The sequence below is a fragment of the Lamprocystis purpurea DSM 4197 genome (assembly GCF_000379525.1).
GTDB lineage: Bacteria > Pseudomonadota > Gammaproteobacteria > Chromatiales > Chromatiaceae > Thiodictyon > Thiodictyon purpureum.
This window is the reverse complement of sequence record NZ_KB902514.1, coordinates 48,842-60,042: the sequence shown is the minus strand read 5'-3', so window position 1 is coordinate 60,042 and position 11,201 is coordinate 48,842. Positions and strand designations below refer to the sequence as shown.

Annotated in this window: 11 protein-coding genes and 2 pseudogenes; 3 read left to right on the top strand and 10 right to left on the bottom strand. The window is 61.1% G+C overall.

The window, feature by feature from the left end:
- A pseudogene (locus A39O_RS0120330) lies at positions 1-227 on the top strand (IS1595 family transposase); the annotation flags it as partial.
- 346 nt (positions 228-573) lie between these two features.
- Here A39O_RS0120330 and A39O_RS0120325 read toward each other — a convergent pair.
- The 3 genes and pseudogenes from A39O_RS0120325 to A39O_RS43645 form a co-directional block, all read right to left on the bottom strand.
- Positions 574-2,052, bottom strand: coding sequence for a hypothetical protein (locus A39O_RS0120325; protein WP_020506509.1), 1,479 nt, complete (start codon positions 2,050-2,052; stop codon positions 574-576).
- Entirely contained in the window at positions 2,049-2,669 is a 621-nt protein-coding gene (locus A39O_RS42795; RefSeq protein ID WP_026199576.1) for a hypothetical protein, read from the bottom strand. Before A39O_RS42795 ends, A39O_RS0120325 begins: the two co-directional genes overlap by 4 nt.
- A 35-nt stretch (positions 2,670-2,704) precedes the next feature.
- Positions 2,705-3,058, bottom strand: a pseudogene (locus A39O_RS43645) (ParA family protein); the annotation flags it as partial.
- A gap of 1,223 nt (positions 3,059-4,281) precedes the next feature.
- Between A39O_RS43645 and A39O_RS0120310 the strand changes: the two are divergent.
- A complete protein-coding gene (locus A39O_RS0120310; protein ID WP_020506506.1) occupies positions 4,282-4,593 on the top strand; it encodes a type II toxin-antitoxin system VapB family antitoxin in 312 nt (103 codons plus the stop codon).
- Positions 4,580-5,008, top strand: a complete 429-nt coding sequence (locus A39O_RS0120305) for a type II toxin-antitoxin system VapC family toxin (RefSeq protein WP_020506505.1) — start codon at positions 4,580-4,582, stop codon at positions 5,006-5,008. Before A39O_RS0120310 ends, A39O_RS0120305 begins: the two co-directional genes overlap by 14 nt.
- 373 nt (positions 5,009-5,381) lie before the next feature.
- Here the strand turns inward: A39O_RS0120305 and A39O_RS43640 are convergent, their stop codons facing one another.
- From A39O_RS43640 to A39O_RS0120285, 7 genes are all read right to left on the bottom strand, one after another.
- Positions 5,382-5,555 (bottom strand): HNH endonuclease, encoded by a 174-nt coding sequence (locus tag A39O_RS43640; protein WP_407635658.1) that lies wholly within the window; start codon positions 5,553-5,555, stop codon positions 5,382-5,384.
- Positions 5,556-5,617: 62 nt separating this feature from the next.
- A complete protein-coding gene (locus A39O_RS41040) occupies positions 5,618-5,905 on the bottom strand; it encodes a zinc finger CCHC domain-containing protein (protein ID WP_157640294.1) in 288 nt (95 codons plus the stop codon).
- 3 nt (positions 5,906-5,908) lie between these two features.
- Positions 5,909-6,190 (bottom strand): hypothetical protein, encoded by a 282-nt coding sequence (locus A39O_RS41035; RefSeq protein ID WP_157640293.1) that lies wholly within the window; start codon positions 6,188-6,190, stop codon positions 5,909-5,911.
- Between the two features lie 647 nt (positions 6,191-6,837).
- The gene (locus A39O_RS0120300; protein WP_020506504.1) at positions 6,838-8,043 is read right to left on the bottom strand and encodes an ABC transporter permease; all 1,206 of its coding nucleotides are present in this window, start codon (positions 8,041-8,043) and stop codon (positions 6,838-6,840) included.
- Positions 8,043-8,813 (bottom strand): ABC transporter ATP-binding protein, encoded by a 771-nt coding sequence (locus A39O_RS0120295; RefSeq protein WP_020506503.1) that lies wholly within the window; start codon positions 8,811-8,813, stop codon positions 8,043-8,045. The genes A39O_RS0120300 and A39O_RS0120295 overlap by 1 nt, the downstream gene beginning before the upstream one ends.
- The gene (locus tag A39O_RS0120290; RefSeq protein WP_020506502.1) at positions 8,810-10,090 is read right to left on the bottom strand and encodes an efflux RND transporter periplasmic adaptor subunit; all 1,281 of its coding nucleotides are present in this window, start codon (positions 10,088-10,090) and stop codon (positions 8,810-8,812) included. The genes A39O_RS0120295 and A39O_RS0120290 overlap by 4 nt, the downstream gene beginning before the upstream one ends.
- A 119-nt stretch (positions 10,091-10,209) precedes the next feature.
- Complete coding sequence (locus A39O_RS0120285) at positions 10,210-10,821, bottom strand: Uma2 family endonuclease (RefSeq protein ID WP_020506501.1); 612 nt, start codon at positions 10,819-10,821, stop codon at positions 10,210-10,212.
- Positions 10,822-11,201: the final 380 nt, after the last annotated feature.

Sequence of the window (11,201 nt, the reverse complement as noted above, 5' to 3'; positions counted from 1 at the left end):
ACAGCCGCGGGGAGTATGCCCGTGACGAGGACGGTGACGGCTTCCATGAGATCCATGTCAACACGATGGAAGGCTTCTGGTCATTGCTGCGTTCCTGGCTGCGACCCCATCGCGGGATCTCGCAGGAGAAATTACCGCTCTACTTGGGCTTCTTTCAGTTCGTCCACAATACACGGATTCGCGGAAAAGGGTTGCTGACTCCGCTGTTGGCATTGCTCGTGTCATAACAACTCGGGGACAGTCCGGAACCTATATTGAGCCAATAAGTATCTCAACTGGAGCACCCTGTTTCGTCACACCAAAGGCTTGTTGAAGCGTATGCGGAGTGAGTTAGGTACTTGAGGTGATCTTCATTGCGCGAAGTGATCCCTCCGGAAACAATTCCTTCGGCGGCGAGTAAAGCGATTTTAGCAACAGATTTTTGCTCCTCCAGAAAAAGACTGGTGAGTACATTTCCGTCTTCGTCCTTCCCTCCCAATGCACTTGAATGTGAGTCAACTGTGGCTGTTCGATGAACAAGGCAGTCGTCCGGCCGCTCCAGCGCTCGATAGCTCTAACAGGTCATTGAGGGTTTCAGGCTGGAGCGATGGACCCTTTTTTCAGCAGTCGTGCGGCGACTCGGAACAGGTCGGGCATGTCGATGCGGTCGTCCTGGCGGCGCGACATCACGCCGATACGCTCCAGCGCTTCAAACAGTTCGCGGGGTCCGCCTCGACCGCCGTCGGGGAAGGGCGGCAGGTACCGCCTTTCTTCCGCTTCTGCGAGCAGCCGGTCGATGGTCTTGGCCCGACCCCAGACCTCAAACACCTTGTCCTCATCTTGAGGTAACAGGAGCCCTGCCAGCGGAGCAAGCACGCCTTTGATCCAAGGGAATTCGTGATGCAGTTGATCCACGCGTGTCTTGGATGCGGCGCGCAGCCCATGGCGGATGCCCTCGGCGGTGATCACCCGATCCTCAGGTGCGGCTCCATGCTTTGCGGCCGCGATCATCATCCCCAAAAAGCTGCGCGGCGTCACCTCCGCGAAGGCATCCGCCAAGTGAGTGATCGGCCATTTGTAGGTGCTGCCCTTCTTGTAGGCGTAGGTGCCTTGGCCCATGAACGGTCCCGCCACAAGGGCCATGAGGCGCTCCTGATCTTTCGCGTCGCGCACGAGTGACCAGCGACGTGTAAGGATTGCATCGCGGGTCGCCGCATCGTCGCCTGAGCGTAGATCCAGACAGGCAAGTAGCTTATCGAATGCCATGCGAGCCTCTCGGTCGGTCGTCATCGCCAGACGAGAAAAAAAGAGCCCATAGAGGTCGGTCGACGACCATTCGAGCCGCAGTGCGCCGTTCTTCAGTTTCGAGAGTTCGACGAACCGCAATGCGTCATCCTCGATCTGGTCCGGACGCAAGAACAGCTTGGGGCGAATTGACCGAAATGCGCGCATGGCCCAGACCACCTCCAATAGCGCTTCGGTCAGCAGGTGCCGGCGCGGCCATGTCCGCGCTACGGTATCGAGGGCGTCGTAGACGACCAGCAAGGTTTTCCCGGCCGCCAGCAAACGCCGTTCGTGCTGGGCGAGCAGATCCTCACGCGCCTCCCAGTTTCGCCCAGTCTCAACGAATTCCTTGGGCTTGAACGATGAATCGCTCGCTGTGCGGGCCGCAGCGCTCAGGATGGTGGCCCACCAAAACGCCTTGGCATCGTCGATTCCCGCGTCGGGCGGAACGGCTGCATCAATGGCCTCCGACGTGATACCTCCCTCGCCACCAATACCGGTGTAGCCAAACTGAACCTCAACGTCACGCAGGTTGAGTCTAGGGTAGGCGATTGCCGCCGCACTGCGCGTTTTCGCCTGTCCCAAGACACTTGCCCAAAAACTCTTGCCGGTACCGCGATGGCCGAGCACGATCGGAGTATTCGGATCCAGTGCGGCGGAGTGACTCTCCGGTGCGTAGATGTCGTCGCTGTTTGCAACGTTGTTACCGACCGCGTCATTGGAGACATCCCCAGGGATCGCGGCAATAGCACGCCGAATGGAATGATGATCCTCAGCTTGAGGCTTCACGCGCGCGTCTCCAGGTCATTCGCCAGGCACTGATCGATCAGATCCAGGAGAGATCCGAATGTTGTTTCATAGATTTGACTCTCGAGCAGATCGCGCCGCGCCAACGGATCGAAGCCGCGAAATCGCGAATCATCGAGTATTGCGATAGGGTCCCGCAACGTCCAGTCCTCTTCAAAGAGGATCGATTCGTCAGTGGCTTCGTCATCCCATGGGATATCACTAAAGGGCTCTGTCGGCGTCACCAACGGTGCGACCGGCGCTGCACGCGGACCCAGCCCGACCTCTACGGCGAGGTCCCGGCAGCGTTCAGCGAAGGCTTGGCGCAGGTGAGTCTCGGGGGGGGCCTTGCCCTGAACGAGATTGATGCGGGAGAGCCATTCGGGCGCCGGTTCAGCCGGATCTCCGAAGCGGGCGAGATGGGCGAGCAAGACCCGGAATCCCTGAAAAGTCTGAGGTTCGTCCAGTCCGAACAGTAGCACTTCGGCGCCCAGTCCCAGCAGGGAGGACGCAGTGGTCTCGTGTAAGCCGGCGCGGGCATCCACCAGGATCGCGTCGTAGCGGCTTCCATCCGAGAGCCGATCCAGTAGTGTTGCGATCTGATCGCGCAACGTTGCCACGGCACCATCCGGACCGATATCTTCGATATAGGCGCGATCTTGGCAAGCACATCAGCCGGGTTTTCCAGTGATCGCCTGCCCAGCACCGGGATCACATCAATGCGTCCGCGTCCGCCCGCCAACGCGGACGGACCAACCAAGTCGGCCAGAAAGGCGTTGTCCAATCCAGAAAGTCCGTTTTCGACCAAGGCATCAAGAACCCCGAACTCGGGCAGTGTTCCCGGATCCAGCAACATGGGTCCGAGTCCGGGCGCCTCCATGTCCAAATCGATCGCCAGCACCCGTAATCCTCGGGACGCGAGAGCGACTGCCGCGACTGCCAAGCCGGTCGAACGACCCACCCCGCCTTTCAAACTCGCAAACACGAACCGGCGAGGTTGGGCTGACATGGGTGCCGGGGCGCGCAGCCAGTCGGCACCGACCATCCGACGGTCCAGCAACCGGGTACGCGATGCGCCGATCAACACCGGCAGGGCGGTCGCGTCACAGAGGACTGTTGATGCGCCGAAATCGTTGCAATTTGCCACCACCCGATCGAAACGGGCATAGGAACCAAGTGCGTCGCGCAAGCGCTGTGCGACTCGTTCCTTCGTCGTCGAATCCAATGGATCGGGGGCGAAGAAGGCAAGACGGCCACTGGCGTCCCGCAATACGACCCCGCGTTCCAGCATGTCAGGTCCAAGTTGTTCCATAATAACCAGTGAGAGTGCCGGCAGACTGTCGTCGAAACGTATTGGCATTACATCAACCTCAGGTACCGATAGACGCGACGACTTGCTTGGCCTGAGCACGCCAGCATCAGCGCCTTGACAGCACATTCGGCTGCAATCCCGTACAAATAGCCCGATACATCCATGCGGGTTGCATTTCCGAACAGGATCTCCGCGGCTTCCAAGTGGCGACGGGCAGCGGTCGGCATGTGGGGCGTAAAGGCCATTTTTTTCGTGTGTCGGTTCAGGGGTGCGCTGTGCTCACCCTCATCGCGCACCGACGCGGCCTGGATTCGGGAGCCTTGTGGGCGGATATCCTAACGCATCGGTGTGCGGGATACGTGAGAGAGCGATTGGGACCATCGTCGAGTCGGTCGAGGGCGACGCCTTCATCGTCGCTACCAACGGCAAGGCGTCGCGCGAGTTGTTTGAGCGGCGCCGCGCGCTGGGCCAGGACAACAGACGGCGTGACTTCCTCTCCAGACGCCGGCGATGCTCGCGGCCCGGTTGCGTGTGCTCCGAACCGAGCACGGACCAGCACTGCTCGCCATCACGGTGCACCTGGGGCGCGGGCCGATCTCGGGTGGCCGGGCGAGACGCCGGAGCAAACATGGAGCGATTCATGGTGGAAGTTCGGGCGTTCAGGTGCAAGCAGACCAAGCCTTGGCGCAGTCGAGATCCGGTCTCGACCGGTAGATCCGCGGGAGTTCGGCACCCCGGTGCCGGGCTCCGCTCCGCAGGCGCAGACGGCATCGGCACCCGCGCGATACCCCGGCGTTACCCCAGACCGCCGGGCGGTCAGTCGGCCATTTGCTGCACCGGCACTTCGCCCCCCATCTGTTAAACTCACACTGTACCGACCCTGATCGTTCACTTGACACCGTGCGCCGGGCGCATCCGCTATGCAATCCAACCTGACCATCGACGCCGCACTGATCCGCAAGGCACGTCAGTTGACCGGCGTGAGCTCGGATACCGAGTTGCTGGAGCTTGGTCTGCGCACCTTGATCCAATCTCGGAGCCCCGTACGCGAAGACCATTCGCAACCGGCGACTTACCGCGATCGACTCCCAACCAATCCGCCTGCCAACCCAATAGCGGCACTCCTGGAATCGGACTTTATCGGTTGCGCTGACACCGACGCAACCAATCACTCCCGTGATTACAAGACTGATCTGACTGCGATTCTCGAAACCAAGCATGGTCATCGCTGATACCGGTCTGTGGGTGGCCTTGGTCCACCCCAAAGACGATTACCATGATATTGCCAAACGGCGGTTGGCCGCATTGTCCTTACAAGGCGAGCGACTCGTGACGACCTGCGCCGTCATGGCAGAAGCCTGCCATCTGCTGCTCGCGCGGGCCGGAGATAGGGCGCAGATCAGATTTATCGAGCAATACCGACAGGGGTTGTTTGAGGTATTCGAGCTGAACGCGACCCACGCGGCGAGGATCGAACGACTTATGAAGAAATACGCCGATCTACCTATGGATCTGGCCGATGCGTCACTCGTACTGCTCGCGGAGCATCTGGGTCATGGGCGTATTCTGTCTACCGATGAACGCGACTTCCGAACCTATCGGTGGAAGAGCCACTTGCCGTTCGAGAACTTGTTGCTCGGCGATTGACCGGACGCCCACTGACCCGCTCATCCATCACTAAGGAGTGGACGCGCTCCTGACGGAGATGTCTTTTCCAGCCGGAAGACGCGATACGGGCGGGCGGCAAACCCGTACCCAACGGGGAGTTTCAACCCGCAAGAGACGCCGAGCTTTGCTCGGCGCGATAACGTAACGCATGAAGCGGCGAGCACCCCTGATGACCTGGCCAATTAGCACTACGTCGGTGGCGCGCTCGGTCTTGAGGAGCAATTTAGGCCGATTCTCACATTCATAGTGCGTTCATCGGAATGCTACAATGCGAGATCTGACCCCATCCACCCAGGACTCGGAATTCGCCCGGAATTCGTAAACTATTCCCGGAATTTTCCCTGACTCAGGGTTACGTTATATCTTTAAGGTAAAATGTTATTGGTAGTCTTCCTGCGTGATAGTCTTGGTGGCACGGCTTGCATAATGTAATAATATTTTCTACCAATTCAGGCCCATCCTCACTGTGTAGCAACATATGATGCCCCTCTGCAGTTTCCTCAATGTGTCCACATATAAAGCACATGTAATGATCGCGTTGCTTACCCTGTTTCTGAACCTTTATGTGTTCGTAAGATCTCGTAGCCATTATTTATCGTCCAATAATTTTTTCTCACGACTCGACGACTGGATAGCCTGCTGAATCCTCTCAGGCATTTTTGAAGCTTTTCCCGCAGCTATCACTCCGTATGATTCGGGGGCTTTCTCATCAACTACATTTTCAATCCCATTTCTGATATCTTTAGCTTGACTCTTTGACAATCCTCCGTATCGTGCCCAAACGACATAGTCCTCTCCTGCGTCATTTTGCGGAACAGGTAATTGAGGGCAAGTTCTGGCGTTATGACCTTCGCTACCACAAATACGGCAAGCCATATGTTACCCCTTGTTTTTCGGGCTTTTAATGGAAATCACAAAATCATCGTCGTCGTCATCATCCTTTGCTGCATCTTCTGACGTAACGCCGCCATTCGTGATTTCTATTTTTTCGTTTCCATAAGTAATTCTCCAAATATCTCCTGAGAGCCTTGGTAAACAATCTTTTTCGAGAATTAAACTATATATATCAACTTCGCCATTTGACCGTAATATAGCGACCTTATCTCCCCAGACATTGAGAACCTGATCGCCATCTCTTAATACTTTAATGCTGTAAATCATTATTATATCCTAGTGATTTATATGTGGCAGATATAGGCACAGGACATTTCTCAGGCTGCGCCCAATGTGTTCTAGGCTGGGCTAGGATGCTACTGTTTTTAACTGCTCGCAGTCCATCACGTAAACATCCTCCCAGTCGCTAAATAGGCAAGCCTTCGGGACGATCTCGCCTGGCGTCCAAAGCTTCAGCCTCGGCCGACCGACGCCGAGATTGTGCCTTGGACACCAACCGTTTCTTGTCGTGTGCCTTCAAGCTCATGACGCCCCGACGCCTGCCGATGCCGATCGACTGAATCCTTAACCTTTCGCTGGTCGATGTCACCCTGCTAGCGGGATCTGGTGTGGCTGGAAAATGAGGAAACACCAATCCCCCGCCGCTCACCCGCTGCTGAAGTGCTCAAACTTGTCGATCGGGCCGGTCGATGCAGACGAACAGATCAAAGTACGGATTCGAACCGATCACAGAGTTGTGATCCGTGTCACATCATCGAGAGCGCGCCGAGTCCTCCGCGGATTGACCGGGCGGGCAGGCGCGGTTCGATGAGCGGGTACGCCGTTCCGTCCAACGTCCGACTGAAAGGGACCATCCGTGGCAAAGCCCTTGCTGCCGCCCGGCTGAATAACGCCGCTGCACAGCAACCTCAGCCCTACTCCCGCCGCAACGCCTCAATCGGATCGAGCCGCGCCGCCCGCCGTGCCGGGAAGTAGCCGAAGATGACTCCCACGGCGGCGGAGAACAGGAAGGCGGTGAGTACGATGCCGCCGTTGAAGACGAAGGGGACTTTGAGTATATCGGCCAGTCCGATTGAGGCACCCAGGGCGAGCAGGATGCCGAGCACGCCGCCCAGGCTGGATAGGGCGACGGCCTCCACCAGGAACTGCATCAAGACCTCGCGCTCCAGTGCGCCGATGGCGAGTCGGATGCCGATTTCACGGGTGCGCTCGGTGACCGAGACCAGCATGATGTTCATGATGCCGATGCCGCCGACCAGCAGGCTGACGGCGGCCACCGCGCTGAGCAGGGTGGTCAGCACCTGCGTGGTGCCGGTCAGCATGGTGGCGACCTCTTTCATGTCGCGCACGCTGAAGTTGTCCTGCTCGCCGGCGGCGACTTTGCGGCGCTCGCGCAGCAGGCGTTCGATGTCGGTCTTGGCGCGCTCGGTGGATTCACCATCGCGGATCGAGACCTGAATCAGGGTCACGTCCTGATTGCCGGCGATGCGCCGCTGGAAGGTGCGCAGCGGCATGACGACCAGATCGTCCTGATCGTGGCCCATGCTGCTCTGACCTTTGCCGGCGAGCAGCCCGATGACTTCGCAGGAGATTTGCTTCAGGCGCAGATTGCTGCCGATTGGATCCTGCGGCCCGAACAACTCCTTGCGTACCGTGGCCCCGATGACGCAGGCCGCCCGTCCGCCGCTGAGTTCGCTCGCGCTGAAGAGCCGGCCGCGCTCCAGGGTCCAGTTGCGGACGCTGAAGAAGCGGTTGTCGGTGCCGTTCACCGAGGTGGCCCAACTGGCGTTGCCGACGACGGCGGTGATGCTGTCGGTGGCGGAGGGCGCGAGTGATTTGATGGCCGGGATGTCCCGTTCCAAGGCGACCGTGTCTTCCAAGTCGAAGGCCGGGGCGCTGGAGGTCTGCCCCGGTCCCATGTGCTGACCCTTGCGGATCATCAGCAAGTTGCTGCCCATGCTCTCGATCTGGGTGGCGACGGCACGGGTGGCCCCGTTGCCCAGGGTGACCATCACGATGACCGAGGCGACCCCGATCACCACGCCGAGAATGGTCAGGAACGAGCGCAGGACATTGCGGCGGATCTCGCGGAAGGCGAGCAGTAACGCGTTCCACAGCATCAGACAGGTCCTCCCGCGTGGCCGTCGTCGGCCACCCGGCCGTCGCGAAAGTGAATGATCCGGTGCGCGTAAGCGGCCATCTCCGCCTCGTGCGTCACCATCAGGACGGTGATGCCCTGGTCGCGGTTGAGGCCGACCAGCAACTCCATGACCTCATGGCTGCGGGCCGTGTCCAGGTTGCCGGTGGGCTCGTCCGCCAGGAGCAGGCTGGGTTCGGTGACGATGGCCCGCGCGATGGCGACCCGCTGCTGCTGGCCGCCCGAGAGTTCGCCCGGCGTATGCCCCTCCCAGCCGGTGAGCCCGACTTGGGCCAGGGCGGCGCGGGCCCGGGCATGACGTTCGGTCCGCGGGGCGCGTCGGTAGATCAGGGGCAGTTCCACGTTCTCCAGCGCCGAGGTGCGGTTGAGCAGATTGAAGCCCTGGAAGACGAAACCGAGATAGTGCCGGCGCAGACGGGCGCGCTGATCGTGGCTCAGTGTCTCCACGGCCACCCCGCGAAACAGATAGGACCCGGCGCTTGGGGTATCCAGACAGCCCAGAATGTTCATCGCGGTCGATTTGCCCGAGCCGCTCGGGCCCATCACGGCGACGAACTCGCCTGGGCCGATGCGCAGATCGACCCCATCCAGTGCCCGCATCGCCGCGGTGCCGGTGCCATAGATCTTGGACACCTGGCGGAATTCGAGCAGCGGCTGGCCGGCCGGGTCGGGGCTCGCGGGCCTGGGCCAGGTCAGCAGGGCGTTTTTCGCAGAGGCGGTGGCTGCCGTCATCGTTTGGCCGCCGTTCGTTCCACGTCCACGAGCAGCAGGGTTCCCGGCTCCAGGGCACCGTCCAGCACCTCGGTCAAGTTGCCGTCGGTCGCCCCGGTTTTGATGTCCAGCGGCGTTGGGCTGCCGTCCTGCAGGGTCCAGACGCGCGATCCCTGACCCGCCGCGGCGGCGCGCGGCAGGCGGCGGGCTTCCGGCGGGCGGCTGGGCAGCAGGATGCCGACCAGGCCGCGGTCCTCGCTCTTGGCCGGCCGCGGTTGCGGCGGGCTGAAGCGCAGGGCGGTGTTGGGCACCAGCACCACGTCATTCAGGGCCTTCACCACGATCTCGGCGGTGGCGGTCATGCCTGGGCGCAGCGACAGGTCGGCGTTGTCCAGTGAGAGTAGGGCGGCATAGGTCACGACCCCGCCGACCGTTTCCGGCGCGAAGCGCACCTGGGTGATGGTCGCCGGGAAGCGCCGGTTGGGGTAGGCGTCGACAGTAAACTCGGCTGACTGCCCCGCCGCCACCTGACCCACATCGGCCTCGTCCACCGCCACGTTGAGTTCCATCTGTGTCAGATCCTCCGCCAGGGTGAAGAGCACCGGGGTCTGGAGCGAGGCGGCCACGGTCTGCCCCGGTTCCACCTGGCGTTTGAGCACGGTGCCGTCGATCGGCGAGCGGATCTCGGTCTTCTCCAGGGTGCGGTGGTCGGCGTCGAGCTGGGCCTGCGCCTGCTCGACCTTGGCCTTGGCCACCGCCAGCGCGGCGACGGCGCGCTCGGCGGCGGCGGCGGCGGTATCGAGCTCCTCGCCGGATGACATCCGCTTGGCGACCATGTCGCGCACGCGGCGCAGTTTACCGGCGGTCTCGGTGACGGTCGCCTGGGCTTCCTCCACTCCGGCCTGGGCCAGGGTGAGCGCGGCCCGTGATTGCCGGAATTTGGCCTGCGATTGGTCCGGGTCGAGCCGCGCCAGGATCTGTCCGGTGCGTACCCGGTCGTTGAAGTCCACCTCCACCCGATCGATGGTACCTGAGACCTCGGTGCCCACTTCCACCTGGGTCACCGGCTGCAACTGCCCGGTCGCCGAGACCTTGACCGTCAGGTCCCCACGCTCAACGGCCGCGGTGCGGAAACGGACTTGCTCCTGGGTGCCGTTCTGGAGCAGGGTGGCAGCGGCGCCGGCGGCGGCAAGCAGCGCGAGTCCGGCGATCCAGAAGAGGATCCGGCGGCGGCGGGATGGACGGCCGTCGGCCCCGATCTGGCGGGCGATCTCGGCGGCGGATTCCGGAGTGGTCATAGGTAATGCAGCGTCCCAAGGATGTCACGCGTGATGGTGCAGCTTGGGGGTGCGATTCACAAGGAATCGGCAGGAATTGTGGAAAAATTAGGACTTGCGCCGTGCTCGTGCGGTCGACTTCAAAGCAGGGCCGCATCATTGCCCCGCCGCACGCCGACACTTCTTGGAACCCAGATCTTGCCCAGGTCAATCGTCACAGTCTCGAAGGGCGCTACGGACACAGGTTCGGCCCCGGCGAAGCGGCCGATGTCCCGCCAGGCGCCGGCATCCAGGGCGTAGGCTTCCAACGTACGCGCCCTTGGGTCGATCAACCAAGCGTAGGCAACGCCGAAGTGCGCGTAGATCGGCATCTTGACCTCGCGGTCGGTCTTTGCGGTGGACTTCGAGAGGACCTCGCACACCCAATCCGGAACCACGGTGAAACGGTGCCCCTCCGGCCAGTCGGGCATCCGTTCGCGCCGCCAGCCGGCCAGGTCCGGAACGTCAACCTCCGTGTTGTGGATGAAGTGCAACTCCGGCTCAGGGAAGATCCACCAGCCGGACGGATCCTCGTCGTCTTCGTCGAAGTAGCGGCCCAGGATGCGGTCAAGGCGTGTCGCTGCCCGTATATGCCGGCTGACCGGGCGTGGGTGGGTGTAGAGTTGGCCGTTGAGGATTTCCCCCGTCACTCCTTCGGGTAGAGACTCCAACTGCTCGTACAGCGTCGGTTGTAGCTGCACGCGTGCGCTCATGTCTGTACTCCGAAAAAATGTGCTCTGCATAGTGTAGCGAGAAATGCGCCCCTCCAGGGTTTCGCCCTGAGCGCCGGCCCGCCCGCGCTGGCGGCGGTTAGTGTCATGGTCCTGCCATGGCCTTGATCATCGCTCCGGCCCTAGCAGCCTGTCGGACTTAGCCCCTAGGTTAGGGTATGAGTCAACATAAAGGCTTTTTGTTGCTCCACAATCTAACGTAAGGTGATTTCCGCGAAAAATCCAACCCGTAGGAGCCCGCTTGCGGGCGACGGGNGGGGCACAATGACACGATTCCGGCAGGTCACGTCGCCCGCAAGCGGGCTCCTACGGAGCTTGATTCTTGATAGCGTCTTATTCGGAAATCGCCTAAAGTCCGACAG